40 protein-coding genes and 1 tRNA gene are annotated in these 25,025 nt (G+C 41.0%); 34 read left to right on the forward strand and 7 right to left on the reverse strand.

Annotation, left to right across the window (positions count from 1 at the left end):
• Positions 1-716: 716 nt before the first annotated feature.
• From ACYQ4O_RS01120 to ACYQ4O_RS01130, 3 genes are all read right to left on the reverse strand, one after another.
• On the reverse strand, positions 717-866 hold the full coding sequence (locus ACYQ4O_RS01120; protein WP_460174466.1) for a hypothetical protein: 150 nt from the start codon (positions 864-866) through the stop codon (positions 717-719).
• Positions 867-1,206: 340 nt separating this feature from the next.
• Positions 1,207-1,515, reverse strand: coding sequence for a hypothetical protein (locus tag ACYQ4O_RS01125; RefSeq protein WP_460174467.1), 309 nt, complete (start codon positions 1,513-1,515; stop codon positions 1,207-1,209).
• 256 nt (positions 1,516-1,771) lie between these two features.
• The gene (locus tag ACYQ4O_RS01130) at positions 1,772-2,104 is read right to left on the reverse strand and encodes a hypothetical protein (RefSeq protein ID WP_460174468.1); all 333 of its coding nucleotides are present in this window, start codon (positions 2,102-2,104) and stop codon (positions 1,772-1,774) included.
• A gap of 547 nt (positions 2,105-2,651) precedes the next feature.
• Here ACYQ4O_RS01130 and ACYQ4O_RS01135 point away from each other — a divergent pair.
• The 28 genes from ACYQ4O_RS01135 to ACYQ4O_RS01270 all read left to right on the forward strand — a co-directional run bounded on the left by ACYQ4O_RS01135 (position 2,652) and on the right by ACYQ4O_RS01270 (position 16,061).
• Positions 2,652-2,882, forward strand: a complete 231-nt coding sequence (locus ACYQ4O_RS01135) for a hypothetical protein (protein WP_460174469.1) — start codon at positions 2,652-2,654, stop codon at positions 2,880-2,882.
• A gap of 660 nt (positions 2,883-3,542) precedes the next feature.
• Positions 3,543-4,016, forward strand: coding sequence for a Panacea domain-containing protein (locus ACYQ4O_RS01140; protein WP_460174470.1), 474 nt, complete (start codon positions 3,543-3,545; stop codon positions 4,014-4,016).
• Positions 3,997-4,317 carry a hypothetical protein gene (locus ACYQ4O_RS01145; protein WP_460174471.1) on the forward strand — a complete coding sequence of 107 codons (321 nt, stop codon included), beginning with the start codon at positions 3,997-3,999 and terminating at the stop codon, positions 4,315-4,317. The genes ACYQ4O_RS01140 and ACYQ4O_RS01145 overlap by 20 nt, the downstream gene beginning before the upstream one ends.
• Positions 4,318-4,334: 17 nt before the next feature.
• Complete coding sequence (locus ACYQ4O_RS01150) at positions 4,335-4,613, forward strand: hypothetical protein (protein ID WP_460174472.1); 279 nt, start codon at positions 4,335-4,337, stop codon at positions 4,611-4,613.
• A 149-nt stretch (positions 4,614-4,762) separates the two neighbouring features.
• Positions 4,763-5,080 carry a hypothetical protein gene (locus ACYQ4O_RS01155; RefSeq protein ID WP_460174473.1) on the forward strand — a complete coding sequence of 106 codons (318 nt, stop codon included), beginning with the start codon at positions 4,763-4,765 and terminating at the stop codon, positions 5,078-5,080.
• Between the two features lie 248 nt (positions 5,081-5,328).
• Entirely contained in the window at positions 5,329-5,742 is a 414-nt protein-coding gene (locus ACYQ4O_RS01160) for a DUF2513 domain-containing protein (RefSeq protein WP_460174474.1), read from the forward strand.
• Between the two features lies 1 nt (position 5,743).
• Positions 5,744-5,980, forward strand: a complete 237-nt coding sequence (locus ACYQ4O_RS01165; protein WP_460174475.1) for a hypothetical protein — start codon at positions 5,744-5,746, stop codon at positions 5,978-5,980.
• 256 nt (positions 5,981-6,236) lie between these two features.
• Positions 6,237-7,196, forward strand: a complete 960-nt coding sequence (locus tag ACYQ4O_RS01170) for a Rha family transcriptional regulator (RefSeq protein ID WP_460174476.1) — start codon at positions 6,237-6,239, stop codon at positions 7,194-7,196.
• A gap of 109 nt (positions 7,197-7,305) precedes the next feature.
• Positions 7,306-7,515 carry a hypothetical protein gene (locus ACYQ4O_RS01175; RefSeq protein WP_460174477.1) on the forward strand — a complete coding sequence of 70 codons (210 nt, stop codon included), beginning with the start codon at positions 7,306-7,308 and terminating at the stop codon, positions 7,513-7,515.
• An 11-nt stretch (positions 7,516-7,526) separates the two neighbouring features.
• The gene (locus ACYQ4O_RS01180; protein ID WP_460174478.1) at positions 7,527-7,787 is read left to right on the forward strand and encodes a hypothetical protein; all 261 of its coding nucleotides are present in this window, start codon (positions 7,527-7,529) and stop codon (positions 7,785-7,787) included.
• Between the two features lie 61 nt (positions 7,788-7,848).
• Positions 7,849-8,514, forward strand: a complete 666-nt coding sequence (locus ACYQ4O_RS01185; RefSeq protein ID WP_460174479.1) for a DEAD/DEAH box helicase family protein — start codon at positions 7,849-7,851, stop codon at positions 8,512-8,514.
• Positions 8,515-8,554: 40 nt separating this feature from the next.
• On the forward strand, positions 8,555-9,277 hold the full coding sequence (locus tag ACYQ4O_RS01190) for a hypothetical protein (RefSeq protein ID WP_460174480.1): 723 nt from the start codon (positions 8,555-8,557) through the stop codon (positions 9,275-9,277).
• Between the two features lie 52 nt (positions 9,278-9,329).
• Positions 9,330-9,812: a siphovirus Gp157 family protein gene (locus tag ACYQ4O_RS01195; RefSeq protein ID WP_460174481.1), complete on the forward strand. Its 483-nt coding sequence runs from the start codon at positions 9,330-9,332 to the stop codon at positions 9,810-9,812.
• Between the two features lie 43 nt (positions 9,813-9,855).
• The gene (locus ACYQ4O_RS01200; RefSeq protein WP_460174482.1) at positions 9,856-10,581 is read left to right on the forward strand and encodes a hypothetical protein; all 726 of its coding nucleotides are present in this window, start codon (positions 9,856-9,858) and stop codon (positions 10,579-10,581) included.
• A 2-nt stretch (positions 10,582-10,583) separates the two neighbouring features.
• Positions 10,584-10,982: a DNA cytosine methyltransferase gene (locus tag ACYQ4O_RS01205; RefSeq protein WP_460174483.1), complete on the forward strand. Its 399-nt coding sequence runs from the start codon at positions 10,584-10,586 to the stop codon at positions 10,980-10,982.
• Between the two features lie 142 nt (positions 10,983-11,124).
• Complete coding sequence (locus tag ACYQ4O_RS01210) at positions 11,125-11,691, forward strand: DNA cytosine methyltransferase (RefSeq protein WP_460174484.1); 567 nt, start codon at positions 11,125-11,127, stop codon at positions 11,689-11,691.
• Entirely contained in the window at positions 11,672-12,115 is a 444-nt protein-coding gene (locus tag ACYQ4O_RS01215; RefSeq protein WP_460174485.1) for a hypothetical protein, read from the forward strand. The genes ACYQ4O_RS01210 and ACYQ4O_RS01215 overlap by 20 nt, the downstream gene beginning before the upstream one ends.
• Entirely contained in the window at positions 12,116-12,427 is a 312-nt protein-coding gene (locus tag ACYQ4O_RS01220) for a hypothetical protein (RefSeq protein ID WP_460174486.1), read from the forward strand.
• Positions 12,428-12,463: 36 nt separating this feature from the next.
• On the forward strand, positions 12,464-12,742 hold the full coding sequence (locus ACYQ4O_RS01225) for a hypothetical protein (protein ID WP_217983822.1): 279 nt from the start codon (positions 12,464-12,466) through the stop codon (positions 12,740-12,742).
• Positions 12,732-13,019, forward strand: a complete 288-nt coding sequence (locus tag ACYQ4O_RS01230) for a hypothetical protein (RefSeq protein ID WP_460174487.1) — start codon at positions 12,732-12,734, stop codon at positions 13,017-13,019. The genes ACYQ4O_RS01225 and ACYQ4O_RS01230 overlap by 11 nt, the downstream gene beginning before the upstream one ends.
• Positions 13,020-13,058: 39 nt before the next feature.
• Positions 13,059-13,532: a hypothetical protein gene (locus ACYQ4O_RS01235; RefSeq protein WP_460174488.1), complete on the forward strand. Its 474-nt coding sequence runs from the start codon at positions 13,059-13,061 to the stop codon at positions 13,530-13,532.
• On the forward strand, positions 13,529-13,984 hold the full coding sequence (locus tag ACYQ4O_RS01240) for a hypothetical protein (RefSeq protein ID WP_460174489.1): 456 nt from the start codon (positions 13,529-13,531) through the stop codon (positions 13,982-13,984). Before ACYQ4O_RS01235 ends, ACYQ4O_RS01240 begins: the two co-directional genes overlap by 4 nt.
• The gene (locus ACYQ4O_RS01245) at positions 13,985-14,137 is read left to right on the forward strand and encodes a hypothetical protein (protein ID WP_460174490.1); all 153 of its coding nucleotides are present in this window, start codon (positions 13,985-13,987) and stop codon (positions 14,135-14,137) included. It begins immediately after the preceding gene.
• Positions 14,138-14,269: 132 nt separating this feature from the next.
• A complete protein-coding gene (locus ACYQ4O_RS01250) occupies positions 14,270-14,530 on the forward strand; it encodes a hypothetical protein (RefSeq protein WP_460174491.1) in 261 nt (86 codons plus the stop codon).
• A complete protein-coding gene (locus ACYQ4O_RS01255) occupies positions 14,523-14,888 on the forward strand; it encodes a nucleoside triphosphate pyrophosphohydrolase family protein (protein WP_460174492.1) in 366 nt (121 codons plus the stop codon). The genes ACYQ4O_RS01250 and ACYQ4O_RS01255 overlap by 8 nt, the downstream gene beginning before the upstream one ends.
• On the forward strand, positions 14,878-15,372 hold the full coding sequence (locus ACYQ4O_RS01260) for a DUF3310 domain-containing protein (RefSeq protein WP_460174493.1): 495 nt from the start codon (positions 14,878-14,880) through the stop codon (positions 15,370-15,372). Before ACYQ4O_RS01255 ends, ACYQ4O_RS01260 begins: the two co-directional genes overlap by 11 nt.
• Positions 15,373-15,414: 42 nt before the next feature.
• Positions 15,415-15,711 (forward strand): hypothetical protein, encoded by a 297-nt coding sequence (locus ACYQ4O_RS01265; protein ID WP_460174494.1) that lies wholly within the window; start codon positions 15,415-15,417, stop codon positions 15,709-15,711.
• A gap of 80 nt (positions 15,712-15,791) precedes the next feature.
• Positions 15,792-16,061 carry a helix-turn-helix transcriptional regulator gene (locus tag ACYQ4O_RS01270; RefSeq protein ID WP_460174495.1) on the forward strand — a complete coding sequence of 90 codons (270 nt, stop codon included), beginning with the start codon at positions 15,792-15,794 and terminating at the stop codon, positions 16,059-16,061.
• On the opposite strand, the gene ACYQ4O_RS01275 is transcribed toward ACYQ4O_RS01270, so the two are convergent.
• From ACYQ4O_RS01275 to ACYQ4O_RS01290, 4 genes are all read right to left on the reverse strand, one after another.
• On the reverse strand, positions 16,058-17,125 hold the full coding sequence (locus tag ACYQ4O_RS01275; protein ID WP_460174496.1) for a tyrosine-type recombinase/integrase: 1,068 nt from the start codon (positions 17,123-17,125) through the stop codon (positions 16,058-16,060). The genes ACYQ4O_RS01270 and ACYQ4O_RS01275 overlap by 4 nt on opposite strands.
• A gap of 143 nt (positions 17,126-17,268) precedes the next feature.
• Positions 17,269-17,343: transfer RNA gene (locus tag ACYQ4O_RS01280), tRNA-Val, on the reverse strand.
• A gap of 45 nt (positions 17,344-17,388) precedes the next feature.
• Entirely contained in the window at positions 17,389-17,862 is a 474-nt protein-coding gene (gene rnhA / locus ACYQ4O_RS01285) for a ribonuclease HI (RefSeq protein ID WP_460174497.1), read from the reverse strand.
• A 1-nt stretch (position 17,863) separates the two neighbouring features.
• Entirely contained in the window at positions 17,864-18,649 is a 786-nt protein-coding gene (locus tag ACYQ4O_RS01290) for a class I SAM-dependent methyltransferase (RefSeq protein WP_308512839.1), read from the reverse strand.
• Between the two features lie 103 nt (positions 18,650-18,752).
• On the opposite strand from ACYQ4O_RS01290, the gene ACYQ4O_RS01295 reads away from it, so the two are divergent.
• From ACYQ4O_RS01295 to recN, 6 genes are all read left to right on the forward strand, one after another.
• On the forward strand, positions 18,753-20,462 hold the full coding sequence (locus tag ACYQ4O_RS01295; RefSeq protein ID WP_308512838.1) for a lytic transglycosylase: 1,710 nt from the start codon (positions 18,753-18,755) through the stop codon (positions 20,460-20,462).
• Positions 20,463-20,541: 79 nt separating this feature from the next.
• Positions 20,542-21,330, forward strand: coding sequence for an enoyl-ACP reductase FabI (locus ACYQ4O_RS01300; protein ID WP_460174498.1), 789 nt, complete (start codon positions 20,542-20,544; stop codon positions 21,328-21,330).
• 1 nt (position 21,331) lies between these two features.
• A complete protein-coding gene (locus ACYQ4O_RS01305; RefSeq protein ID WP_308512836.1) occupies positions 21,332-21,724 on the forward strand; it encodes a DUF423 domain-containing protein in 393 nt (130 codons plus the stop codon).
• A gap of 11 nt (positions 21,725-21,735) precedes the next feature.
• Positions 21,736-22,431 carry a hypothetical protein gene (locus tag ACYQ4O_RS01310; RefSeq protein WP_308512835.1) on the forward strand — a complete coding sequence of 232 codons (696 nt, stop codon included), beginning with the start codon at positions 21,736-21,738 and terminating at the stop codon, positions 22,429-22,431.
• The gene (locus ACYQ4O_RS01315) at positions 22,412-23,329 is read left to right on the forward strand and encodes an NAD(+)/NADH kinase (protein WP_308512834.1); all 918 of its coding nucleotides are present in this window, start codon (positions 22,412-22,414) and stop codon (positions 23,327-23,329) included. The genes ACYQ4O_RS01310 and ACYQ4O_RS01315 overlap by 20 nt, the downstream gene beginning before the upstream one ends.
• Positions 23,326-24,984 (forward strand): DNA repair protein RecN, encoded by a 1,659-nt coding sequence (recN, locus tag ACYQ4O_RS01320; RefSeq protein WP_460174499.1) that lies wholly within the window; start codon positions 23,326-23,328, stop codon positions 24,982-24,984. Before ACYQ4O_RS01315 ends, recN begins: the two co-directional genes overlap by 4 nt.
• Positions 24,985-25,025: the final 41 nt, after the last annotated feature.

Consider the following 25,025-nt stretch of genomic DNA (forward strand, 5'->3'; position numbering starts at 1 on the left):
GGGCAAAACCCTTATATTTCTTTTTTAATAACATATACGACCCCGTTACTTTCCAAGAAATAATTAACGCTAGGTGGTAACCCTAAATCTTTCTTAACAAAACCGCTTATTCAAGCGGTTATTTTTTTGCCTGTTACAAATTAAATTAGGTTTTCCTAAATTAAATATTCAATTTACCGAATTTTTACCTTATAATTTGCCTTATAGAAATTAAGGAAAACCTAATTTAAATAATTATCCGATTACAACAATTCGGGGTTACTGAACAGACTAAGGTAACGCAGGCGAACCAAACGGGTTGGAAGCCGGAAGCGAAAAATCCCAAAACGCCGATTGCGGGCGTGCCGAAACGATAATAAGGAATAGGCAGTTGCGAAGTATGTTAATGACCACAACGAATTTCAAAGCAATTGATTCATAGCGATATAGAAGAACGTTATTGAGCCTAAAAAATTAGCTAGACGCTCAGAGAGAGAAGAAAGTTAGTTTTTATCTGCTAGGCAAGAGTAGGAAGGCAGACGGTTACTAGTTACGATAAAAGCTAGTTGAGTTAATACGCACTTGCAAGAGCAAGAATAGTGCGTTAATCAAAGCTCGTTGGAAACTGATTGTTTTTTAACTGAATTAATTCTTGAATTTTTATCTCCTCTTTGGAACCGAGGGGGTCGATGTTTTCAGCGAGCTTTGATTAAACTTGAGTCTCATCCCTAATTAATTTAGGCTTCATCGTCGCAGAAAGATGAGTACATGTTACGCGGCAGCTGGTCGCTAGCGTAATGGGCAGGCATAGCCGTTTGACCAGTTAATCTTTCCTGACCGCTCGGAAAGACGAGCATTTTAATTAAAGCCAGTTGAACTGTTTCCATTCTAGAAATAGTTGAAATATGTAATCAGCTGGCTTCAATTATTTATAGCCTCAGCCGTAATTTTTTACGTGGCTATCTGTCGCAGAATGTTGAGTACATGTGGCACCCATGGCGCGTTGGAGAAATCAAGGTACTACAAACCTAGTCGCGTTTGAGAAGTAGTGACGCCTCGGAATAGACGAGGATTAACCATTTTACGCATATCAGTAAAATGGTGGGTTAATCAGTATCTCACTAGGGTTGACTGGAGCTTGTATGAAAGAAATTATGCATGATAGCGATTGCGCCGTTCACAATGAGCCAGCATATCCAGCCGGCCCATGTGACTGTGGGGCTGAAGCTAGAGCGAAGCGTCAATACGTGAAAATGATGTATCAGATGGGAAATATCCGGGCAAGGAGATGCAAGAATATCGTTCGCCTAAAGATACTTCATTCATTTCTGAAAGCAAGAAATTCCTCCATACGGGCGTTCTACCTGAATCTGTTTTGCCTTCTATTTGGTAGGCACGAACGGCAAGATTTCCTTCGTTGGTCAGTCCGAGTAAGGCGCATACAACGACTCTATCCAGACTCTGATAGTTAAAGGAGACGTACCGTCTTTCTTTTATCGCTCTTACTAACAGACAATGAATATCGGTTACAGACAAAATTTTCCTCCTTGAAATTGAGATTTAGAACACTTCAATTTTAAGAGGTGACACCTCGGAAAGACGGGGATTTTTATTTTGGAGCTGAGAATGCCAGAGATAAGCGCAAAAGAGTATCAGGATTATCTGAATTACTCCGTAAAAAAGAAGAAAGAATTGATTGAAAGCAAGGTAAGGAGGTTAGGCAACAATTGCATCGCTCCTTACCTTATTGAGAATCTGATAAAAGATCTTGAGGAGTTAAAGGAATGTCTTGTTAAGGCCGATTCGCTTCGGACGGACCGTGATTTGAGGCGTTGTTGTTCTCTTTGTATATTTCAAACCCGCTGTGAAAAAAATCGGACAAACTCGAGATGGCTAGAGAGGAGCACCCGCACGGAATCCTTCTCTGACTGTAGTATTCAAAAACTAGATCTTCCAGCTGGTCTAGGACATCAAAGTTGAAGCATACAGTTCTAACAAATTCTCTTGTACCTTCCTCTGTATTTGGGTCTTTGGCATAATCGGCCTGTTCTAGTTTTAAGGTTCCAGATTGGAGCATGGCTAAGAGGATTTTTCTTATTTCCTCTCGACTTATTAACTCTTTCATAAATTTCTCCTAAAAGTAAGACTCAGAAACTTAATTTTAGAAGGATGACGCCTCGGAAAGACGGGGGCTTTAGCTTTTTTTCTTCCCTGACCTTAAGACTTGTTTTAGGGGAATATGAAGGGATGTTTTTTTTAGCATTAAAGGTCTAGAAACAGTTTCTTTGCGCTGCAGTGGAAGCCGTCAGAACTGGTTACTGTAAGGTTAGCTGGTTCTCTCAGGAGAGCGACTAAAACAATGAAGTACACGTTTTAGCCTAACGTGAAGTACAAGGCAGTTGCACTAGAAACCCGCAAGAAAGCGACTTGCTTGGAAGAGACTGTGAAGAAAGCGCCATTTCTCATTACCAATTTAGGAGTCGGTTAGTGGGAATAAGGAAAAACGAGGAAAGCCGACACGATAAGCAGGTAAGACGTAAAAAATCTTACCTGCGTTATCAATTCAGATTAACAAATTAAAGGGCATTCCTTCCAAAACTATTGAGGCTTGTTTTTGGACGTGCAAAAAACGGAGTGCCCTTCAGTTTGTTTTCAATTCACCGGAGAAAATCATGAGCAATAACACAGATATGTCTTATCGAAGCCAAGGCCAATTCGATGCCCGTTTAGATGTTGTTTTGGACAGCTTGAGAGTTGCAATTTTTTATGCAAAGTACAGCGTAAAAAAAGAAGGGGTCGAGTTGATTCCTCAATCGGATATAGATGATCTGGAATACATGCAAACAAAGTTAAAAGCAATACAGGATAGGTCCTTTGTCCATTTCTTAGATCAAGATGATTAAACCTTTCCCTCCGGCGTTTCAGTTGAGTTTCAGTTGAAGGATGTAAGTTTGTAGATTTGAACCTTAACTCTGCGGGAATAATTGGAGCTCGAGTCAAAAATGAGAAGTAAAAAGCTCCAATCGCAAGTCCTACCTTCTTTCTTTTGCACAAACTGGGCAAGAACCTTGTTGAGGAGATAAGGGTTTTCCTTTAATATTCGCACCGTGCGTGGCAGTAACGCACTCCATATAGGCCTCTCGGTGGGCCAAAGCACCGAGCCATATTTTCTCCGCTTGCCCTCCTCGTGAGGGCGTTTCTTCTCCTCCAAAACTAAAGCCTCCCTCTGCTATAAGCTTAATTAACCGAGGTGAGTTCATTTTTGCAAGGAGCTAACTATTGTTTCTGTCATACTTAGCAGTAGTACTTCACATTTTAGTGATATTGCTTGAATGATTAATTCCACACATCAAACGGGCCATATTTGTAAAGAGTTTTACTTATTTTTCCTTTATTTTCTTTAATTTTCTATGTGTTTCGGGTTATCCTAAACAATGGAATTAGCATTTTGATAACTAAAACTACACAAAAATAAAGGCAAGATTTAACTTTAGGATGCGCAAAAGTACTAATAAGAGTGCGTAGATGCATGTGCACCCAAGGAAACTTTAAAGGAGAAAGAAATGGCAGAGTTCGACAGCAAGGATGTCATGGCTTACATCCTCACAAAGTGCGAAAACGAAAATATTTTTGTAAATTTGACGAAGCTCGAAAAGCTTTTGTATTGTTGTTATGGAGCGATTCTTGCTAAATATGATGCTCGTTTAACCTCTGAACATCCTCAGGCATGGCCTTATGGTCCGGTGTTTCCTCAGACGTTTATTGCTTTTCGCAATGGAGAAATAACTGCCGGACAAGACAATAGTTTTCGCCAAAACTGTCCGCCAGAGTGGTTGAGTCTGATAGATGAGGTTATTGCCGTATTTGGTAAATATAAAGCTAGCCAACTAAGTGCTTGGTCTCACAAAGAAGGATCTCCTTGGTACAAAGCTTCATCCGGGGGCCGCGTTATGCAAGCTCCTTTGGATGACTTCCAAATAAGGCAATATTTCAGGGAGAACGTACTAGAAGAACCAAATGAATCAACTAAAAATTAATCCAGTTTCTGAGCCAGAAAACAAAGACAATCAAGATCCTGATAGAGATAACTACGAAAGTATTAAAAAATCACACAAGAGAACCGAATGGAGTTGTTTGCATTGGATAAAGATAATTGGGATGTTTTTGGTCGTGGGTGTAGCTATTGCAGTGGTAGTTATTTACTTTTTTCACTTATTAGCTCCAAGCGAGTGGTGTTGGTTGGAAATTGATAGGTTAGAAGCATTGAAGAGCCACTCATTATCTATTGTATCTGGGTTAGTAGTTGGCTTGGCCACCACATTTATTCACGAGCTGTAAGAAAGGGAAGTTCTAAGATGAAAAAAATAATTTTATTTTTAGCATTATTGGCTCTGAATGGTTGTGCTACTGTAAATACCTATGAAGTTTTTCAAGTATTGGACGATGGGAATGCTTTAGCGAGAGAGTGCGAACCATTTGGATCGCTCTGTTTAGGCAAAATAGTGCTCCTTACTCGAAGGGAGTCGTCCTTTTACGATGGACTTAAAGTAAAAATTCAAAATCCAACTATAGAAGGAACTTTTCGTTATGAATCACGAGATCATTTAACAAGAACAGTTCCAGTTTTACACTGAAATTCCTACTTTGACGATAAAAAATTCTTAACTTTGACTAGCACTTGGCTTCACAGCTCAAAGTCTGACAGTAGAAATTGTGATCCTTCTTATATATCTGTCGATGAAAACTAATTTTGTCATCATAAAAAAATAACATTAAGCATTTTATGAAAAAAGAAGCAAAATATTTCGAAATCTACAAGAGCAAGACTGATCGTTTAAGAGTTACGAACATTAGTACTACAGCTGGTGGAAATATTAAAAAGCCGTACAAGAATAATTACTCAATCTTCGTTGAGATTGCAACGAAAAAGAAGAAAACTGAAAAAGCTTACTGCATCAATTTTAATGAAAAGCAGTTTTTCAACTTTCTAGCGGATCTCGTTGATCTTTATGACTGCATGCATAAAAAAACATTGAAACTAAAGAAGGTGTACAGATTTCTAGAAAATTGTCGCAAAAAGAATAAAAAGGAATATAAATGAACGGAGTTTGGATTGTATTCACAATTTTTTGTGTTGCGGTTTCGGCCTTCGGCTTCTATTTGGCCTATTCCTTGAAACATAAATAAGACGGAATTTCTTTTTGATAGCCTGCTACGTGCGGGCTTTATTTTTGCCCTTTACAAATCGTCATGAAAGTAGCTATACTATCCCTGTCTGGAAACAGACGCGGGATTGCAGTCCAGTGGTTTAGATAGTCGCGAGAGCGGCTTTTTTCGTATCTGCTTCTGATGAGAAGAAATATTAAAACTTTAGTTTCTACACTGAGAGCTCTTGAAAATGGAAAAATCAGAGCATTTATCTCAGACGTTGAAAATGAAGGGGTAAATACACAATATCGACTTTTTCATTTACTCCTTCTAAAAGAAGCTGGCTATTGTTCTGGTCTAGATGTCAAAGTCACGTCAGAAGGATTTGAACCTGAGTATTGGCAACCACGTTTAACCAACAAAGGTTGTGATTTTCTTGATATGACAAGAGCTCCAAAACTCTTCAATAAAGTTAAGGAAATTGTTCAAAAGAGTGGAGTTCCTCTTACGACGTTTACCATGCAACAGATAGTTCATGAAAGTATTGAAGCATTGCTTTGGGAATATAGTAAGGAAAGATTAAAGGAAAAAGAAAGTTTTAAGAGGGGAAAATAAAATGAGTAAAGAAGGGCTTCCCACACACGTCATTACAGACGCACAATTTAAGGTATTGATAAAAATGGCGTCTTTTCAATCAAAAATAATGGCTCATATTCCGCCGGAGGTGAGAGAGAAAGCATTTAAAGATGCCATTCAATCTGGAGAACTTAAGATTGAAGAGGTGCCTACTCCCGAAGAACTAACTTCTCTAAATGAAAGTTTGGGCTGGTTTACAAGTTCAACTCCAAATTAATTTTTGTACCTCAAGAGACGCTTCACGGCGTCTTTTTTATTTTCATGAAATGTTTTATACTGTTCGCAAGTGCTGAAAACACTTGTGATAAGCGGTAGAAATCCGCCCCGTTAGCTTGCGGGATTTTTTATGCCGAGCGTGCAGAGAATACAAGACCCGCAAGGGGAATAATCTCGCCTGACTTATCACAGGTTTTCAGCACTCGGCTCCCTCTGAAAAAGGGATTAATTGAAAATATTTGATAAGGGGATAGTCTATGACTACTCAAAATCCATGCGCAATTGCGCCCGTTGTTTCTATCGTAAACAACTCCGTTACAGCACTTTCTACAGATATTGCAAAATTCTTTGGGAAACGTCACGACAATGTTGTACGTGATATTGAGAATCTTCTTAGCAAATTGCCAGCCTCCCGAGTCCTCAATTTTGAGGAGACGAAGATAGAGATAGCAACTAACCTAGAAAATATCGCTTCTAAGTTAATCAAAGCCTACAGAATGACCAGAGACGGTTTTACTCTACTGGTGATGGGCTGGACTGGAGAAAGAGCGCTCCAATTCAAACTGGCTTGGTTGGACGCTTTTAATGCGATGGAAAAGCAGTTGTACGAAAGAAACGTACAGCAGACAACAGAACAAGACAACTCATTAATCACCAGCGAACAGCAGTACGAAATCTCAAGTCACGTAATGCGCAAAACTCATGCGTTGTTTGGCAATCGCAACTACAGTGCAGTTTACCGAGCACTAAAGAGAAGGTTTCGCATTCCTCGCTATACCTGCTTGCTTAACCGGGATTACGAAACGGCTTTGAAGTTTATCGACAGTCTGACAAAGGATGATTTCAATGTGCCGGATGTTTCAGAAGAAAGCGAACCGGCTACTCCTGTAGTTCTGGCCAAGAATGCCAAATTTGTGACTCAAGCTTGCAAGTTCTCGTTCAATGCTTTTTCAACTTGCGAAAAGTCATTGACAACTGTTCCGGCTATTCCTGCCATTCCGGCTCCAGCTTCGTATTCAATTACGGAGTCTGAGATGAAAGCTATCAAGGCGATGGTGTATTACTTCGATGACTTGTTTAAGCCCCTCATCAAGTGGGCTGAGCACGAAGCCTTTAAACAGAATCATCCTCTAGCTAGTCGATTCTATGACGTGTGGCATGAACCGCAATGGTTCCTAGGCCGGATGAAGCGAATTATCGAGCGTAACAACGCTTAAATCAATTTCCAACTAGCCCGCTTTACCTCCGGTAAGCAAATCTCAACTGAACCTCTTGAGGAGGTACAGCGGGCCTTCTATTACTCAATGAACGCTTAGGAGCTTAATCATGTTATTAGGCGGTTTATCTATTTTGATTGTTTCTTTAGTCGTTTTCTGCTGGATTACAAAGCCTGTAACGGCTTACAAACTTGCATTAAGGGAATGGCAAGAAACGCCTTCTGATGAGCGTGTGGGCATTGTTTTATGCGGTTTAGCCGTGACAATTTTCTTCATTGTTATCCGCTGCGCTCCGAGCGTTTACCAATACTTTAAATAACGGTGGTAACAATGGCTTATCAAGATTTAAGCAAGTTTGAGGCTCGCTGGTTAGAACCGCCGGACGATACCGAAGAGGAAATTGAACTTGAGCGGTTCATTGAGGAATACACCGATCCACTTTATGAAGAATTGCTAGATACAGCAGAAAAGGAAGGACGGGAATTAACCGCCGAAACCGAAACTTATTTTTTAAGCAAATGGGCACGTGAAGCCGAAAAGTTATTCCGAGAACGATTACAGCTTGAAAAATCGTTTTTGCTTGGTGCCTAACCAAACCTTCAAAAATCTTCAAAAACCTTCAATTTTTATCAACATTTTTTAGGAGTTCGTTATGTCGTATGCCACCTTAATCATCGGCGAAAGCGGAACAGGTAAAACCTGCTCGCTTAGGAATTTAGACCCCGGCAAAACGTTGTTGATTCAACCAACCCGCAAACCTTTGCCATTCCGAAATACAGAGTGGAAAGAAAGATTAAGCGCAAAATCTGGAGGCAATATTTTTGTTACCTCCGACTCAAACAAGATTATTAGAGCTATGTTTAAATCAACCGCTGAAATAATCATTGTTGATGATTGGCAGTACATTCTTGCCAATCAGTTTATGGCAAGACGAACTGAAAAATCTTACGATAAGTTCTCGGACATTGGCGGTGCGGGTTTTGATATTGCCAAAGCAGCTAGTGAGTTAGCACCTCACAAACGTGTTTACATTCTGGCGCATTCGAATACTGATGAATTCGGTAAGACTCGTATTAAAACCCTTGGGAAATTGCTAGACGATAAAATCGTTATCGAGGGTATGTTTACCACCGTTTTACGTACTCATGTAGAAAACAATGAGTACTTTTTTAGTACACATAACAACGGACATGACACCGTAAAAAGTCCGTTAGGTATGTTTTCCAGCGACCTAATACCAAACGATTTAGCAGAAGTCGATAAGACTATCTGCAATTATTACCAGATTGAATTACCTCCTACTTTTACTAATTTTTAACTCTTTTACTATCTTTTAATTGTTTTAATTGGAGAGAATTATGATTACCAATTTCAAGTTAAACGTTGCCAATGCCAAGGCCGTTGGCGATACTGGTTACATTAGCAAATCCGGCCCTTACACTGGTGTAATCAAGTTAGCAAGACTTTACGACACTGCAAACGGTGCGACTATGTTAGTTCTTGAGTTCGTTACTGACGGCTCAGAACACGCCACAATCAGTATGCCCTTAACGAAGATTAACGGTGAAGAAACATTCAACCGCAAAATTGTTGACTCTTTGATGACGGTTCTAAAGGTTAGAGAAATGAATGTAACACAAGGACAGTATCTTGACCAAAAAGAAAACGTTATGAAACCGGGATACTTGCTAACTGATCTCATGAATAAACCCGTAGGTTTATTATTGAGGAACGAGCCGGAAGAATACGAAGATAGACAAACAAGAGCTATTAAAGTAGCTAACAGAATGAATCTTCTTACTCCATTTGATCCGCAGACTATGCAGACAGCGAAAGAGATTCTTGAAAAGAGAAAAGCCACTTATGTAGAGAGTAAAGCGGCAACATTAAAAGACAAAGAAGTTAAGAAGTTTGTTCCTAACAACTACTCAGCAGGTTTTGAAAGACCTCCTCAGGCTCCAATGAGTCAAAGTGGTTATCAACAAGCACCGCAAAGCTATCAACAACCGGCACAAGGCTATCAGCAACCGCAACAATCAGCCCCGGCCATGTATGGCAGTGAAGAAGATATCCCTTTCTAAACTCTGATAACTAACACATAGTGATAGAGCTAATAACTCTATCGCTTTTTTTATGAAACTTTATGAAATATCACATGAGTACCGCAAAGCACTTGAGGCGGTGCAGGTTGATGAAGATACCGGAGAGATTCTAGGACTGGATCAACTCCAGTTAACCGGAGAGGAAGCCAAGGAAAAAATCTGTGCTGCCTTTTGCGTAATTAAGGAAATTGAAGCAGACATTAGCTCATTGAGAGACCATTTAGCCAATATCTCAAGACGAAAAAAATCCTTAGAGAACAAACAAGAACGGCTTAAATCTTTCGTTATGGAGGCCATGGCCGGGCTTGGAGTTGAAAAAGTCAAAAATACTGTTATTTCTGGATACCTGCGTAAGTCCGAAGTAATCGTTGTTGATGACATTAAAGAAATTCCAGAGGGCTATTTGAAGATTGAATACAACCCGGACAAAGCATTAATTAAAGACGCTTTAAAACGAGGTTTGAATATTCAAGGTACGCACCTTGAAGCTAATCAATCCTTGATTATTAGATAACAAGAACCCCCGTATTACGGGGTTTTAATGTGAGTAAGCAAACATGAGGAAAAAAGATCCGCTAATTACTCAGCAAGAGTTAGATTCAAGACTTGTGAACTTGTTTCTTTTACAAAAAAATAAAAAAATAGATGGAATACCGAAAGTTAGTTTCTTAGGCGGTTCGAATATGGTTGTTTCCATATCTCGAAAAAATTGTTTCCCGGTTAATATCAGCATAGGAAGTAAATGGTTTCGGTTAGGACTATATACCTCCGAAGAACTGGAAACTAATCCACGGATCAAGCTAGATTTCCCCCAAACTGCATATGTAACTTTTCAAGATTTAAAAACAATTTACGAAGAAGTTCAAAAGTTGAAAGTTGAATACGGACTATTAAGTACTGTACTTGTTGCGCAATATTACGATCAGCTTCCTAAGAATTTCACATTAACTCTTGACTACATAAAAGAAATATTTAGTAGTTGCACAATGCAGACTTGGAAACAAAAGCCTAAGACTTTACTAAATAAATTAATAAACATACCAAAAGAAGAAAAACCTCAAATACCGCCCAAAAAAGCAAAATTTATTGAAGTTAAAGAGGACAAAGAAGTGAAGCTAACCGAACAAGAACTTAACCAGCAGATTAATTTAGAACCGGAAAAACGTTCTAAGAAAGAGATTGAAGAAGAGCTTGAAGATTTAGACATTCAAATGCGACTCCTAAGTCTTGAAAAGCAACAAATCATGTTGCAACAGAGAATAAATAAACTTAAACGGGCGTAAAAATGAAATTTGGCTCAGTCTGTAGCGGAATAGAAGCTGCCTCCGTTGCTTTTAATCCTCTTGGCTGGAAGGCCGTATGGTTCTCTGAAATAGAAAAATTCCCAAGCGCAGTACTAAAAGAGCGGTTTCCAGATATTCCAAATTTAGGAGACCTTAGGAAACTACCAACACTCATTAAAACAGGTGCAATAGAAGCACCTGAATTTTTATGTGGTGGTACACCTTGCCAAGCCTTCTCAGTTGCCGGACTTAGAAAATCCTTAAATGATGACCGTGGCAATTTGTCCTTAACTTTTTGTGAGTTAGCAGATGAAATACAAACAGTTAGACTTATTCAACACTTACCCCCCCCCAATTATCCTATGGGAAAATGTCCCCGGAGTGCTCAGCACAAGAGATAACGCATTCGGATGTTTGCTGGCTGGATTATGTGGATCAGACATTCCCATTGCAATATCGTACAAGCGATGGCCGGACGCTGGTATTGTTATCGGACAAAAACGAACGGTTGCATGGCGAGTATTCAACTCTAAATATTTCGGAGTGCCCCAACAACGTAAGAGAATCTTTCTTATCGCAAGTTCTAGAAAAGAACTTAATCCCGCAAAAGTACTTTTTGAGTATACGGGCATGTGCCGGGATTTTGGCAAGAGCGCACAAGAGGAAGAAAGTATTACCTCCTTTATTGAGGGAAGTTTTGGAGGATACAGTCAATCAGAATCAGCCGGAACATTAAGAGCCTCGGGCGGCACTAACGGGGGTGGTTCGGAAACACTGATAATAGACACTAGCCATGCGAATGAAGTTATCCGAGAAACTAAAAACATAGTCCCAACATTAAAAGCACGAATGGGAACGGGCGGGAATAACGTACCTATGCTTATAGATAACAAAAGACTTAGGAAACTAACACCGCTGGAATGCGAACGGTTGCAAGGTTTCCCGGACAACTGGACACAAATAGCCTACAGAGGAAAAGCAGCCGCAGATTGTCCAGATTCACCAAGATATAAGGCCATAGGAAACTCTTGGGCGGTTCCTGTTGCGAGGTGGATCGGAGAAAGAATACAACACGCATTAAGGAGTAGAAATGAAAACCACGGTCAGTAAAACAGGCTACACAAGTTTTAATTGCAATCTCTTGTTTGATGATCCATTTGGAGATTTGACTATTGAACAAGTAAAAGACTTAGATCTAATTTTCGGCGGACTGATTGAAGAGATTTATCTTTTTAACAGTAAATGTTATTCACTTGATGATTTGCTAGCAGATTATTCAATACGTTTAGACATTGACGGTTTCGGTACGGATGATTATTACTTGTTTGCTATTCCAGATGAATTAAATGGGTGTTCGATTGTTCGCTATTTTCTTTTAAACGCAGAATTTGGGTTTGGGGATTTTTATGTTTACGGAGGGAAAGAAGTGTATCCAGCTTACAATTTCAAGAATGGCGTTCTATCCTTTTCTGCAGAGAATCTTGAAAAGATAAATAAAGAAAGAAGTTCATGCTCCAAAAAGGAGAACGAATAAATGAAGCTCGAATTTACCCCCGAGTACTTAGAAGAATTAGAAAAGTTTAGAAAAAAGTACTCGGTAAGCAAAAAATTACTTCTCCAGAGAATAGATGAAGCACTTGAAAAAGCGGATGAATTTGATATTTCGTATGCTTTAGAAAATGGCCTTTTTACTTGTGATTCTTCCGAGTATGAAGCAGCAGAAGTTGATGATGAAGGCGCAGGTTTTCAAATGTTTGTTACCTTCAATTGTCTATATAGAAGTAACTGCACCAATTGGGAACAGTACTTCACGCATAGGTTAAAAGAGTTTAAAGATAAAGAATAACAGCCCCGCTAAGGGTTTTTTTATTGGGTAAAAAATATGAAAGAACAAGGTGCATCTGGAATGCTTCCCGCTTCGCCGTTTGACCCGGATGTTAAGTGGCAAGACGGAGACAAGCTATTTATTAGAGCTATTCAGGATGACGGTCATCATCTGAGCTGGCATGAATTCTATTTCAACAAGTTTCGTCATGAATGTAGCTGTGAACCTATCAGCAAGAAAGAACTAGAGGAGAAACTTTCCGAGCTTAGTAAAGTAAGCCATTCGGTTTACTGGGAACAACAAACCGATAATCGGAGGCTGTTTTATGATGAATAAAAAACTCAAACCAGAATTCGTTGCCTATCTCAAAAAATGCATTGAAGATCATTCAACGTCCAAAACTGACGAGCTCGATCGCAAGCAGATATTGAAGAGGTCAGTAAGAGAACTTGAACGAATGAAAAACGGGAATGAAGTATCAGAGTGCAGCTACGCTTATTTCAAAAAAGAAACGGACGACAAAGAGTTTTCTGCCTGCATCATCTTAAAAATCAAGGTTGATGTGCAGAGCTTCTGGATAGCTGCTATGCCGGAAGACTTTACGGAAAGATAAGACAACGCCCCGCAAGGGGCTTTTTTAATAGGTAACACTATGAAGTACAGAATTAAGAATGAAACATTGAAGAAAGCGATATTTGCTTTTTTCGATGAGGAGTCAGTAATGCAGAGCATTGCTGAACAAATGAACGATGGATCGAATTTCATCCAACTAACCAATCGTTCAGCCTCATGGAAAAACGCTTTTTTAAATAGAGAACTCTCAGATATTTGCAGTTTAGAAACAAGATTCTATTTCAATAAAACAGAGATTGAGACGGTTGCTGAGTTCAATCCCGGCCGATGGAATCCTTTTCCGGCTGTTCGTCCGCCAAAGTACAAGAATTATCTGGTTCAACTTTTGTACACAACCGGTGAGAGGATATTAGTCACAGCAAACTGGACGCCTCTAGGTTACTGGGTCCGTCACGCTGGCAAGCACGACCCGGATCCTGCTTATGCCGAGGATGGAGAGATCGTCGCATTCAGAGAGTTGCCTGATTTTTATGAATCGGAGAAGCAGGAATGAAATACAGAATTAAAAATGAAACATTAGCGAAATTAGTTTATTCGATCTTCGATGAAGAAGATGTTCAAAGTCAAATCGAAGAACAGATTGATGAAGATTGGTATAACGTTAAATTAAGTTCTTCTGATTTTGACAAAACTGAACTTTGTGCAACAAAAATGAACCCTGACTATGAAGATCTAAATGAGGATCATGGTTCGATTTCGATTTTCATTAGAAAAGAGGTAATTGAAAGAATACCAGAATACAAACCGGATAAATGGAATTTTTATCCTCAAATTAAACCTCCAAAAGAAGGTAGGCGGTATTTAATTCAACTGAGAGACGGTAATGAACCGTATTTCCAAATTGGGAATTGGGAAGAAGAAAATCCTTGGCATGGTGAATTTGTTTTTCGTGAACTTCCCGAACCTTATGTATATGTGGATTTAAAAGAAGAGGATATTTGGTAAATGAAATACAGATACAAATTTAAAAATCCTCGAATAGAAAAAGCGGTTTTTGCTTTATTTGATGAAAATTCGATTAAAGCAGCCATTGATAGGCAAATGAATAATGATTCAAACATTATTTCTTTAGCAAATTGTTGGCCAAAAGAAAAATGAACAAAAACGACACAAGAAAATCTTAAACAAGAAATTTTTCGATTAGCCAGTGCGAATGTTGCACCTCGAGAGATAGAACAGACCTTAGAGCTTCCGGCTTACAAGATTCATATTCAATTTCACAACGACCTTATGAGAGGTTATGTAGAAGCCTACAAAGCCGGATTACTGAATACGCTCGGAAACAAATCGGAAAAAACTAAAGAATTAGAAGAGAAACGTAAAAAATTACTTGCTATTAAACGAGAAAAAGAACGAGAACGATCCCGCAAATACAGGGCAAATCACCGGGAGAAGATAAGAGAAATGCAGAGGAAATATAAACAAAGAAAAGCAGCAGAGAAAAGAGAAGAAAACCAAAAAATTAAAGTAACCGGAGCAAAAAATGAATAAAGAGTTAGAGACAAAATTAAAAACAATTGCAGACCATTACGGCCTTGAAATTCAAAGCATTAAGTTATCGGAAGAAGCAGCTGAATTTTGTGCTTCGTTAATCAAGGTAGTTGGTTTTGATAGATTAAGTTTTGATGAATTTATTAAAGACGGGAAAAACGAAGGATATTTTGATCGTTTGTCAGATGAAGCAAGAGAAAAAATGGTAGAGGAGTTGGTAGACGTTATCGTTGTTGCTGAACAAGTCAAGTATTTGCTCGAAAAAGAACCTGAATTTAAAACAATCGAACGCTTAATGACCGAAAAAGTAAATAGACAATTAACCAGAATCGAACAGGAAAAAAATCATGGAAAATAAAAATAAAGAAGATTTAATCAATCATCCGGCACATTACGCAAATCACAAAATAGTGCTTGAGCCTATTGATGTTTTGGAAACATTGCCCTTTGGCATTGCCAATATTTTTAAGTACATTGTTAGAGCTAAAGATAAAGGGAATGAATTACAAGACTTGGAAAAATCGGCCTGGTATTTAGAACGCACGATAAAAACTTATACATATGAAAGATTAAATTACCTTTTATCTCCTTTGTATATTTTTAGATATTCGGAAAATTTACTTTTAAGAACTTTTGGAAATTTGCTTGTTAGGGGTTGTTGTCCGGCTGACGCATTAAATGAATTAAATACTGAAATACATACTAAGATATTCCTTCTTGAGTTTTTAAAAAACGAAATGGATAAGGAACCACCGAAAGAAAATACTCCCGAAGGAAGTAATCAAAATGAAGATTTAAAACAAGATGACAACGAAGAAAAAGAACAAGACATTAAGAACTAAACCCGCTAAATAAAGCGGGTAATTTTTTATCTGGATAAAGCAATGAAAACAATCATCTTGAATAATCAAACAAGAGTCTTAGTGCCTGATGACGCAATGGCAGTGCGTATCTATGTTGATACTATTGAGCCATACAGTCAAAAACGGTATGAGTCACTATCAAAGAAAGCTCAAAAGAAAATCTACTTTGGCAAAAACTCAAGACTAAGTGCAGACGCTAAGGCGAGCTTGAATCTAATAGTGAGATTCAACCGACCGCATGAAGATATGTATGTAGAGATTAAAGAATCCTGCGATTACAACCGAATCGGCAAACATTGGGGAACAAATAGTATCTAAACAAACATTAAACAAGCACTAAACAAAACCGAAACCCGTTAGAAAAAAAACGGGTTTTAATTTTTGTGGGAATTAAGAATATGACAATTGAAATTGACTATGAAAAACTGGCTGAATTAGTGGCCGGAGAAATTACTAAAGAGTTTCTTAACCGAGATGAAGTTTGTAAATTACTCGGTTACGGAAAACAATCAAGCGCATTTTCTCGTTTATTGATTCAAGATAAAACTTTCCCGAGACCGTTTGAACTTTTGGACTCGGGACGTAAGAAATGGTACAAAAAAGACGTTTTGGCGTGGATTGAAAGACTAAGAAATAACAGAGCAAAAATGGCTTTAGAAGTTAGTTAATCTAGCCGTTTAGCTATATTCTTCGCACTCTCTCTATAGTAACGTTGCAACATCTTTAAATTCTTGTGGCCTGTTTGTCTGGCAAGTGCCAAAACATCCAAACGAGGCGCACCAGTTTTTGGATCGGGTGAAGCTGCCCAAGTTGCAAATGTTGCACGTCCATCATGAAAATTTAAACCTTCTTTTAATAATCTTCCTTCGGAATCGAAAACAGGACTTAAACCTGCTCGATCTCTTATCTTACGAAACAAGACATCACGATTGTGTTCGTTCAATACGCCTCCAAATATTTTGGCGGATTTGTCTTGTTTCGCTTCAATCGCTAGATTCAACAATCTTAATGCGTCACTTGATAGTGCTACATCTCTCTTAGAAGCAGTTTTTGTGGCTTCTTTTGGGAGGTGTATCACCCTATCTTCTATCCAAGAAAATTCAATACTTAAAATCTCACCTGAGCGCATACCGGTACGGCAAGAAAAAATAAAAGCTAAGCCCACTAATTGCGTAGTATTAACCGGAGGACTTATGCCGTCCCAACCGCTAGAGATAATAATTGCTTGTTGTTCCTCCTCGCTAGCTACTCTTTCTCTATGTTCCGGAGGTTTAGGCAATTCAACACCTTTTGCCGGATTCTTTTCTAGAAAACCTTTTTTGACCGCATAATTTAAGGCGGCGGCGATAGAGGTAAATTCTCGAATAACAGTAGCGGGAGAAATTGTCCCGCCTGTTGGAGCTGGAGAAGCTAACCTTTCTTCTACTAATTTTTGAAAATGTTTTGTTGTCAAATCGCTTAATAATACTTTTGCTATCGGATAAGTCATTAAGCGATTAAGGCGTAAGGTTTCCGTTCGTGCACCACGTTTTTTAATTGTTTCTTTGTCTCTGTAATCTGCTAAGAGTGCTCCGAAAGTAATTGAACTCGCTTTGTCTTTTGGAGCGATTCCAATCGTTAACGAAAACTCTTTAGCTTCTTTTCTAGTTTTGAAATTTTTACTTTTACGTTTTTTGTCTTCATACCACTGAACTTGATATGTACCACACCATGTTTTTCGAATCGAGGCCATGTAAAACTTCCTAAGATATTTTTTTCTACTGCTATTGCTACTGCTTTTTTACTGCTATTTGTGCTGGATTGTGCTTAATTATGCAGAATTTTCTCTTGGAAAAATGATGAATGCTGGCTTTGGCTGTAGTATGCCTAAAAGTTTGGTGCGCGGTGTTGGTTTCGAACCAGCGACCCCTGCCGTGTGAAGGCAGTGCTCTACCCCTGAGCTAACCGCGCGAAGAAGTCAGGATTGTACACTAGAGAATTCGAATTTGGCGAATATTATTTTTTCGCTTTTTTCAAAGCCTCTTCGACACCTCGGTTAGCAAGCATATCTGCCATCTCATTGCCCTCAATGCCTGCATGACCTTTGACCCATTTCCACTCAATTTCATGTTCATGGGTTTCTCTCTCTAATTCTTTCCAGAGTTCCGCATTTTTTACCGGCTCTCCCGCTTTTGTTCTCCAGTTATTCTTTTTCCATCCGTGAATCCACATAGTGATTCCTTTCTGAACATACTGAGAATCGGTATGAAGAATAACTTTGCACGGCCTTTTCAAAAGCCTTAACGCTTCCGTCGGGGCGGTTAATTCCATTTGGTTGTTGGTGCAGCTGATGTTGCCGCCGCAAAGCTCTTTTGTAAAGACTCGAGTCTTTCCCTGCCACTTCAAAAAAGCGCCCCAGCCTCCCGGACCAGGATTCCCTTTGCTGGCACCGTCAGTCCAAATTTCAACCAGATCTTTTTCTTGTTCCATATTATTCCTTTACCGCCTGTTTGTTGCTTTTGACCCCGGCTTTAGCTCCCGCAAAAAAATAATTCTTCTTTAATACTTTTCCGACAAAAACACCGCTGTTAACGGTCTTCACTGCACTCAGAGCAAATAAAGAACCGCACTGCGGCCACCACCGGTCGCCGGCTTTTTCTATCCAAGCAGGGTGTCGAGCGCATTTATTCGTTTTATACCAACCATACCTTCCGAATGCTCCTCGGTCTACATTGAAAGACAAAAGCTGCAGCCAGTCCCTGATCTGAGGAACCGTCATAAAGTTACGCGCCGGCAAGAACTGAGGGAGACCGAATTTCTGCATACCGACTCTTAGTCCCCAAAGACTGGCTAAATTAAAGCCCGTCAAAATCACTCTTCCGCCCGGAATTAAAACACGGGCGGTTTCTCTGAGCACACTGTGAGGATCTTCGGCTAGTTCCAACGTATGAGGCAGCAAAACAAGATCAATAGACTCAGATTCAAACGGCAATGTTTCGGGTTGTAACCTCACTCTTGCCGAGGCTTCATCAGGAACATGAGTCAGATTTCTCATCTCTCTGTCCCCTGCTATCTTCAAGGCAATCCTGTTGTTGCGCAGGAAGTCGATGCTGGAAGCGCCGAGCTGCAGGGCATTGTACCCAAAACAGTCGGAGACCAATTTGTCAAATTCGTTCTGTTCCCAGGCCAAGCAATACTGGCCAAGGGATGTCCGATAAAAACTATCTAAATCGTATATCGCATCCATACCTGCTGGTCTGACTAGTCGGTTATTCAAAAACTTTGCGTAATTTCCATTAAAGTAATCGCTATTCTAATGTGAGTCGATTTAAATAAGAATGTTCTCCCGGTTTAAGCTAACCCTTCTTGCGTTGTCTTTTATGACGGCCGCCGTATGTCATGCCCAAGAGCCGAAGGTGCCTGACGTTATCGAGACCGCTGCGGCCCAAGACGACGATTTTTATACGGTATGGAGCCGCATCCGCGACGGGTTCAAGATACCCAACATGGACAACCCGGTCGTTAAAGAAAATCTCCAGAAATACTTGAAGCGGCCGGACTACATTCATCGAATGGCAAACCGCTCTTCTCAGTACCTCTACCACATCATCGAAGAAGTCGATGCCAGGGGAATGCCGACTGAAATCGCATTGCTTCCCTTTGTGGAAAGCGCTTTTGTCTCTAATGCAAAATCCCGAGCAAAGGCAGCCGGACTTTGGCAGTTCATGCCGGCCACCGGACGCCACTACGACTTAGACCAGTCTTTGTGGAAGGACGAACGTTATGACGTTCTTGAAAGCACGGGCGCGGCACTGACTTACTTGCAAAGATTGTATGACGAATTCGGCGATTGGCAGTTGGCGTTAGCCGCCTACAACTGGGGTGAGGGCAATATCCGCCGCCAGATTAAAAAGAATCAAGCCGCCGGAAAACCGACCGACTATATGTCGCTGAAAATGCCTGCAGAAACCAGAAACTACTATCCGAAACTGCAGGCGATTAAAGAAATCGTGATGAATCCCGACAAATACGGGATCAAACTGCCGGTCATCTATAACGAACCTTCTTTCATTCAGATCTTCAAAGAGCAGGATATCGACGTTAAAAAAGCTGCTCATCTGGCGGGAATGAAAGAACAGGAATTCACGGAACTGAATCCTTCTTTCAACCGTCCCGTCATCGTAGCTTCTCACCACCATTCTATGCTGGTGCCCTCAGACAAGATCGATACCTTCGTTGAGAACTTGGTAGCCTTCCGTACTTCCGGAAAACCGCTTTCCAGTTGGACCACTTACCGAGTAGGCCCGAACGAGAGCTTAGCTGCGATTGCTCAAAAAGCTCACATGACCGAAGCCGAGCTGCGAGAAGCTAACCAGATTCCTGCGGGACGACGAGTTAAGCCCGGTTCTCTCCTTTTAGTCAGCCGTGCAATCGGCATTGGAGATGCTGAGGACATCTCTTCGGATACCATCGGTGCAACTTTTAGTTTGGCACAGGACTACCGAAGAGTCTCCTACCGTGTCCGTAAAGGCGATACTTTGGCCCGTGTTGCTAAACGTCTCGGCGTAAGTCCGACAGCGATCGTTAAGAGCAATAAACTGAAGTCAAGAAGATTGAGGGTTGGTCAAACATTGGTTGTCAATGTACCGATCAGAAATCGTCAAATGGCTGAACACCAACCGTCAAAACCGGTAGAATCCGCCTCTTCGACTTCAAACACTTCACGTTTTTATGTTGTCCGCAGAGGCGACACACTCTATAGTATTGCCTCGAGGTTCGGAGTGCCGGTTTCTGCCGTAAAAGCTGCGAATAATCTTACAAGTAATAATCTTTCTGTAGGCACGCGCTTGGCCATCAACCAGGAAGGTACCCCGACGAAACGAAATGTTGTTCTGGAAAAACTTCCTCCTTCCGTGAAGAAGACTGTGGCGCAACGGCCTTTGAGCAACCAGACTTATCACAAGGTCAGAAAGGGAGATACGCTGTTTTCCATTGCAAGCTCAGCCAATATCTCGGTAAACCGGTTGAAAGCTTTAAACAACTTGCGTTCCAACAATTTAACTATTGGACAAAAATTAAGACTTAAGTAGACTGTGCTAATAACTTTCATACCAAGACTGCAAAAGTCGCTTAATATCTAACAATTGGTTTTATTTATCTTTTCCGACTATGACTTTATTAAAAGACAAAAAGATTCTTCTTACCGGCGTCCTTTCAAACCGTTCTATTGCCTACGGTATTGCTAAGGCCTGCCATAGAGAAGGAGCCCAATTAGCTTTCACTTATCAGAATGAAAGATTTTTGGACAGAATCACAGAATTTGCCAAAGAATTTGACAGCGACATCGTGATTCCGCTTGATGTGGCAGAAGACAGTCAATTGGAGCAGATGGCAGCGACCCTCAAAGAAAAATGGGGTTATATCGACGGTGCTGTTCACTCAATCGGTTTTGCACCACGCGAAGCCATTCAGGGAGATTTCTTAGACGGTTTATCCAGAGAATCCTTCAAAATTGCCTTAGATATCTCTGCTTATTCTTTCCCGGCGATGGCTAAAGCTCTTCTGCCGTTAATGGAAGGCCGCTCTTCTTCCCTGCTTGCTTTAACTTATATCGGCAGTGAAAGAGTTGTTCCTAACTACAACACCATGGGCGTTGCCAAAGCTGCTCTTGAAGCCTCTACCCGTTATTTAGCCGCTTCTTTGGGACCGAAAGGCATTCGTGCCAACGCAATCTCTTCGGGCCCGATTAAAACATTAGCTGCCAGCGGCATTAAAGATTTCGGCAAGCTTCTCAAAGAAATGGAACACATTGCTCCGCTCAAGAGAACCGTCACTATCGATGAAGTTGGCAATGCAGCAGCATTCCTCCTCTCAGACTATGCTTCGGGCATTACCGGCGATGTCCTCTATGTAGATGCCGGCTTCCATGCTATCGGCGTTGCGGTTGCTGGAGAATAATATGAAACATTTTTGGTCATTCATCGGCGCTTTAATGCTGGCTTCCGGAGTCGCTCTCGGAGCTTACGGAGCACACGGACTGCATAACGTCGTTACGGTGCAGCGCTCTATCGATGCATTTGAATATGCCGTGCTTTATCAATTAATCAGCGGCCTTGGCTTTTTTGCTATTGCTTGGGGCCTCAATCACTTCAGAGAAGGCCTTGTTAACCTGGCAGGACTTTGCCTTTTGATTGGTTCTTTAGGCTTTTCCGTTAGCCTTTACCTTCTCGTCCTGATTGAGTGGCGTCCTTTCCCATTGATTACGCCAATCAGCGGCGGATTCATGATTGCGGCTTGGGTAATTTTTGCCATTGCCTCTCTGACTAGCCATCCAAGAAGAAGTATTTTTTAATTAGGCACTAAATGTCTGCTCTGCTGCCTCCGCCCATTATTTACGTTGCTGACTATACGGTCCCGGTACCGGAAGATGTCTCTCACAAGTATTTAACCCTTGATGTCGTTGAATATTCAGAGCTGCTTCCGGAAGAAGAGTCAAAGGCGTTCTTGTGGAGCAGACTTATACTTCAATCTGTCACCCAACAATTTCAGCCCTCAATGGGCCGAACTCTAAAGGTTGTTGAGAATTACACGAATTCTCTAACCCTTGAAGGCGGTTTCTACAACTATTGTTCCATCGACATCAGAGAAAAATATGTAGCTCTTGCTCTGTCGATTCTTCCGATCAATATTTGCCTGACTTTATTTAAAGATACGCATTTTTGGGAAGAGCTCAGCACAGTCCGTTTTCCGCCGATTTTCCTTAATTGGATTGAAAGACAGCCTGATCCTCGCCTCGCTTTCAGCCAATTGTGGGCGGCAAAAATTTGTCTCTTTAAGAGAAATGATCCTACGATCCGATTGACGATTAGTCCAGAAGACACTCTCATGGTTGAAGGCGCTTGCGCATCTCTCCATGAATCCCTCTCTTTTTGGCAAGTAGATAACTGGCTTGCCACTGTTCAGGGTCCGGCTCTAAACTCTGTACTGACTGAGATTAGAACACCTGAAAAGACGATTGGATTACTGAAAGGCACATACGTTGAAGCAAGTATTGAATAGCGGTTCCGCAGAAGAACAAGTCACAGAATTTAAAAAAGTTGCTATTTTCAGCCGCAGAGGAAAGGTTCTTGTTGAACCAATGAAAAAATTGGCTGAAATCTTTACGAAAACCGGAAGAGAAGTTCTTCTGGAGCATGAAGCTGCCGAAGTTTTAGGATTTGAAAAAGGCTACACGCTCCCGGAAATCGGAAAACTCGCAGATTTAGCCGTAATCTTAGGCGGAGACGGCACTATGCTCGGCATCTGCAGAAAACTTGTCTCTTACCGAGTTCCGGTCATCGGCATCAATGCAGGACACTTAGGTTTCATCACCGACATCTGCTTTGACAACATGGAGTCAGAAATCAAGGAAGTCCTGGACGGTCATTACTTCATTGACTCGCGTATTTTCTTGAAAGCCGATCAGGTTCGCGACGGAAAGACTATTTATTCCGGAATAGCTTTAAATGAAATCTGTGTCAGCCGTGGAATTTCCGGCGGTATGATTGATTTTTCCGTTGCTGTCAACAAACTGCAATTAAGCGCGCAGCGTGCAGACGGCATTATCTTCTCAACACCGACCGGCTCTACGGCTTATGCATTAAGCGTCGGAGGCCCTCTGATTGCCCCTACCGTGCCCTGCATTCTGATGATTTCAGTTGCTCCGCATACTTTGAGCAATCGTCCTTTGATTCTCGCTCAAGAATCTTTAATTGAGCTGGATATTCTTGACATCCGAGATGCCGGCCTCTACTACGACATGCAGGACTTCACCGAGGTTAAAGTCGGAGATAAAATCGTCATCAAACCTTACGAGCATCCGCTCCATATTTTGCATCCCAGATCTCATAATTTCTTCGATACAATTAACAGAAAATTACACTGGAATTTGATGCCGACCACGCGCACGCCGTCATGATTACCTCTCTGAATATAAGAAATTTTGTAATTGTCGAACATTTAGAACTTGAACTTCCCATGGGGTTCACTGCCTTAACAGGGCAAACAGGAGCTGGAAAATCTATTTTGATAGATGCATTACAGCTCCTTTTCGGTGCTCGTTCGGACACTGAATTCATTCGTCAAGGATGCGATAAAAGCGATCTTTCGGCCTCTTTCTCTGTTTCTCCGGAAATTAAAGAATGGTTGGATGACAGAGAACTCGATAACGGTGAAGAAGAATTAATTATTCGCCGCACTTTAGATATTTCCGGCAAAAGCAGAGCATGGATTAACGGTTATCCTTCCACGCTGGCTCAGCTCAAAGATTTGAGCAGTCTGCTGGTACTTATCCATGGTCAGCATGCTCACCAATCGCTCTTAAGACGCGGTGCTCAGCTTCAAATGCTTGACGGCTACTGCAAGCTCGGCCCCAAACTTTTCGAGATAGGCCGTGCTTGGGATGCACTTTCTACTGCCCAAGCAAAGTTAAGAAAAGCCAAAGAAGAAGCTTCTTTGAATGCCGAACGGCTGGAAAGAATCCGCTGGTTCTTGGAAGACATGAAAGACCTTGGTCCTTCCAAAAATGAATGGGCTTCGATTAATGAAGAACACACACGTCTGTCTAGAGCAACAGATATTTTGGAAGCTTGTCAGAGCAGCCGAGGACTGTTGACTGAAGAAGACTCCAGCGTCCTCAGTATGATTGACACGGCCTTAGACAGGCTCAGTGATGTTATCGACACTGATCAAAAACTGGAAAAGATTTACAACGCTCTGACAGATGCCCGAGAAATTGTTGATTCTGCGTCAGACGATATTGAACATTATCTTTCCCGCACAGACTTTGACGAATCCAGATTTGCAGAATTAGATACACGTCTTTCCGACTACATCAGAATGGCTTCCAAATACCATCTGGAACCGGAACAACTTTACAACGAATACATAACAGCTAAAAAGAAAGCTCATGAATTCGAAGAACTCGGTGATTTAACCGCTCTGGAACAAAAGGTTAAGGAAGCCAAAGAAATCTATGACGCCTTGGCTGCGGAACTTTCAAAATGCCGTAAAAAAGGTGCGCAAAGCATGGAAAGGCAGATTACAAAAGCCATGCAGACGCTGGCAATGGAAGGCGGTAAATTCGAGATTTCCGTACAAAACACGGAACATCCCGGTCCTAGCGGAACGGACTCCGTTGAATTTTTAGTAGCCGGCCATGCCGGGGTTGCTCCGCGTCCTTTAATTAAAGTTGCTTCCGGCGGCGAACTTGCTCGAATCAGCTTAGCGATTGCAGTTACTGACTCCAGTACAGCAACCGTTGATACTTTGATTTTTGACGAGGTTGACACCGGCATAGGCGGAGCGGTCGCAGAAACCGTAGGAAGACTGCTGAAGTCTCTGGGTTCCCATCAACAAGTATTGTGCGTGACGCACCTTTCCCAAGTTGCAGGATGCGCAGAGAATCATTTCAGGATTGAAAAAGTTCAATCAGATAAGGACAAAGCACCTACTTCTCGTATTACTTTGCTGACTCCGGAAGAAAGAGTCGAAGAAATATCCCGAATGATGGGTGGATTGAAGATTACGGAAGTGACCCGAGAACACGCGAAAGAAATGCTTCATCAAGGATAATTAACTGATTTTTCTGTTCTTTTGCAGTAAAAAGTAATGAT

The sequence above is a fragment of the Turicimonas sp. TL08 genome, assembly GCF_054660695.1.

Coding starts and splice junctions, on each gene's coding strand:
- ACYQ4O_RS01120 (WP_460174466.1), bottom strand. CDS start 866: ATGGAAACAGTTCAACTGGCTTTAATTAAAATGCTCGTCTTTCCGAGC.
- ACYQ4O_RS01130 (WP_460174468.1), bottom strand. CDS start 2,104: ATGAAAGAGTTAATAAGTCGAGAGGAAATAAGAAAAATCCTCTTAGCC.
- ACYQ4O_RS01135 (WP_460174469.1), top strand. CDS start 2,652: ATGAGCAATAACACAGATATGTCTTATCGAAGCCAAGGCCAATTCGAT.
- ACYQ4O_RS01140 (WP_460174470.1), top strand. CDS start 3,543: ATGGCAGAGTTCGACAGCAAGGATGTCATGGCTTACATCCTCACAAAG.
- ACYQ4O_RS01145 (WP_460174471.1), top strand. CDS start 3,997: ATGAATCAACTAAAAATTAATCCAGTTTCTGAGCCAGAAAACAAAGAC.
- ACYQ4O_RS01150 (WP_460174472.1), top strand. CDS start 4,335: ATGAAAAAAATAATTTTATTTTTAGCATTATTGGCTCTGAATGGTTGT.
- ACYQ4O_RS01155 (WP_460174473.1), top strand. CDS start 4,763: ATGAAAAAAGAAGCAAAATATTTCGAAATCTACAAGAGCAAGACTGAT.
- ACYQ4O_RS01160 (WP_460174474.1), top strand. CDS start 5,329: ATGAGAAGAAATATTAAAACTTTAGTTTCTACACTGAGAGCTCTTGAA.
- ACYQ4O_RS01165 (WP_460174475.1), top strand. CDS start 5,744: ATGAGTAAAGAAGGGCTTCCCACACACGTCATTACAGACGCACAATTT.
- ACYQ4O_RS01170 (WP_460174476.1), top strand. CDS start 6,237: ATGACTACTCAAAATCCATGCGCAATTGCGCCCGTTGTTTCTATCGTA.
- ACYQ4O_RS01175 (WP_460174477.1), top strand. CDS start 7,306: ATGTTATTAGGCGGTTTATCTATTTTGATTGTTTCTTTAGTCGTTTTC.
- ACYQ4O_RS01180 (WP_460174478.1), top strand. CDS start 7,527: ATGGCTTATCAAGATTTAAGCAAGTTTGAGGCTCGCTGGTTAGAACCG.
- ACYQ4O_RS01185 (WP_460174479.1), top strand. CDS start 7,849: ATGTCGTATGCCACCTTAATCATCGGCGAAAGCGGAACAGGTAAAACC.
- ACYQ4O_RS01190 (WP_460174480.1), top strand. CDS start 8,555: ATGATTACCAATTTCAAGTTAAACGTTGCCAATGCCAAGGCCGTTGGC.
- ACYQ4O_RS01195 (WP_460174481.1), top strand. CDS start 9,330: ATGAAACTTTATGAAATATCACATGAGTACCGCAAAGCACTTGAGGCG.
- ACYQ4O_RS01200 (WP_460174482.1), top strand. CDS start 9,856: ATGAGGAAAAAAGATCCGCTAATTACTCAGCAAGAGTTAGATTCAAGA.
- ACYQ4O_RS01205 (WP_460174483.1), top strand. CDS start 10,584: ATGAAATTTGGCTCAGTCTGTAGCGGAATAGAAGCTGCCTCCGTTGCT.
- ACYQ4O_RS01215 (WP_460174485.1), top strand. CDS start 11,672: ATGAAAACCACGGTCAGTAAAACAGGCTACACAAGTTTTAATTGCAAT.
- ACYQ4O_RS01220 (WP_460174486.1), top strand. CDS start 12,116: ATGAAGCTCGAATTTACCCCCGAGTACTTAGAAGAATTAGAAAAGTTT.
- ACYQ4O_RS01225 (WP_217983822.1), top strand. CDS start 12,464: ATGAAAGAACAAGGTGCATCTGGAATGCTTCCCGCTTCGCCGTTTGAC.
- ACYQ4O_RS01230 (WP_460174487.1), top strand. CDS start 12,732: ATGATGAATAAAAAACTCAAACCAGAATTCGTTGCCTATCTCAAAAAA.
- ACYQ4O_RS01235 (WP_460174488.1), top strand. CDS start 13,059: ATGAAGTACAGAATTAAGAATGAAACATTGAAGAAAGCGATATTTGCT.
- ACYQ4O_RS01240 (WP_460174489.1), top strand. CDS start 13,529: ATGAAATACAGAATTAAAAATGAAACATTAGCGAAATTAGTTTATTCG.
- ACYQ4O_RS01245 (WP_460174490.1), top strand. CDS start 13,985: ATGAAATACAGATACAAATTTAAAAATCCTCGAATAGAAAAAGCGGTT.
- ACYQ4O_RS01250 (WP_460174491.1), top strand. CDS start 14,270: ATGAGAGGTTATGTAGAAGCCTACAAAGCCGGATTACTGAATACGCTC.
- ACYQ4O_RS01255 (WP_460174492.1), top strand. CDS start 14,523: ATGAATAAAGAGTTAGAGACAAAATTAAAAACAATTGCAGACCATTAC.
- ACYQ4O_RS01260 (WP_460174493.1), top strand. CDS start 14,878: ATGGAAAATAAAAATAAAGAAGATTTAATCAATCATCCGGCACATTAC.
- ACYQ4O_RS01265 (WP_460174494.1), top strand. CDS start 15,415: ATGAAAACAATCATCTTGAATAATCAAACAAGAGTCTTAGTGCCTGAT.
- ACYQ4O_RS01270 (WP_460174495.1), top strand. CDS start 15,792: ATGACAATTGAAATTGACTATGAAAAACTGGCTGAATTAGTGGCCGGA.
- ACYQ4O_RS01275 (WP_460174496.1), bottom strand. CDS start 17,125: ATGGCCTCGATTCGAAAAACATGGTGTGGTACATATCAAGTTCAGTGG.
- rnhA (WP_460174497.1), bottom strand. CDS start 17,862: ATGGAACAAGAAAAAGATCTGGTTGAAATTTGGACTGACGGTGCCAGC.
- ACYQ4O_RS01295 (WP_308512838.1), top strand. CDS start 18,753: ATGACGGCCGCCGTATGTCATGCCCAAGAGCCGAAGGTGCCTGACGTT.
- ACYQ4O_RS01300 (WP_460174498.1), top strand. CDS start 20,542: ATGACTTTATTAAAAGACAAAAAGATTCTTCTTACCGGCGTCCTTTCA.
- ACYQ4O_RS01305 (WP_308512836.1), top strand. CDS start 21,332: ATGAAACATTTTTGGTCATTCATCGGCGCTTTAATGCTGGCTTCCGGA.
- ACYQ4O_RS01310 (WP_308512835.1), top strand. CDS start 21,736: ATGTCTGCTCTGCTGCCTCCGCCCATTATTTACGTTGCTGACTATACG.
- recN (WP_460174499.1), top strand. CDS start 23,326: ATGATTACCTCTCTGAATATAAGAAATTTTGTAATTGTCGAACATTTA.